The organism is Rhizobium sp. CF142, from assembly GCF_000281145.1.
In the GTDB taxonomy this organism is placed as follows: Bacteria; Pseudomonadota; Alphaproteobacteria; order Rhizobiales; family Rhizobiaceae; genus Rhizobium.
On the sequence record NZ_AJWE01000149.1, the window covers coordinates 1 to 794 of the forward strand.

General features: G+C 59.2%; 1 protein-coding gene. It reads right to left on the reverse strand.

Features of this window, described 5'->3' with window-relative positions:
* Positions 1-794 (reverse strand): flagellin N-terminal helical domain-containing protein (locus tag PMI11_RS35895; protein WP_007827594.1); only part of this gene is annotated, 794 nt, incomplete at both ends.

A 794-nucleotide genomic window follows, 5' to 3' on the forward strand; every position in this document is an offset into this window, starting at 1 on the left:
GCGGAAGAGCGACAGGATGTTCTGCGAAGAGGAGTTGGCGATCGAGAGAGACTGGATCGCGAGCTGCTGCTGCGTCTGGAGAGCAGAGAGCTTGGAGGACTCTTCTTCCATGTTGGCGTCGACCAGGCGGCCGATACCGGAGTCGAGCGACTTGCTGAGCGCGTTGACGAAGTCGTCCTGCATGTTGATGCGGGTGGAGATCGAACCGAGCTTTGCACCGGCAGAGGTCATGGCCTTCAGGGCGTTTTCGACGTTGGTCAGAGCTTGACCGAGGTCACCGATGGTCATGCTGGTGATGTCGAGCGAGTAGACCGAGCCGGCCGAACCGTTGGAGGTACCAAGGATACCCGTGGAGGTTTCGACCTGGCCGCCGCTCATGCCGAAGAGAACGTTGCCGGCCGAGCTGTTGTCCAAGACGTAATCGGTCATCTTGACGGATACGCCGTTCGAACCGTCACGAACGAAGGAAGACACAACGCTCTTCGTGCCGTTGGCGCCTGCAACCCAGTTTTCACCGGAGAAGGAAGCCGACTGAGCGATGCTTACCAGCTGGTCCTGCAGCTGGTCGATTTCTTCCTGAACCTTCTTCTTGTCGACGCCGTTTTCGGTAGCGGCAACGATCTTTGCCTTGATTTCGCCGACGACGTCGATAGCGCTGTCCATGGCGGTGTAGGCAGTGTCAACCTTGGCAGCGCCGAGGCCGAGAGCGTCGGAAACAGCGCCGAGAGCCTTGTTGTCCGAACGCATGGTCGTTGCGATCGACCAGTAAGCAGCGTTGTCGGAAGCCTTGCCGA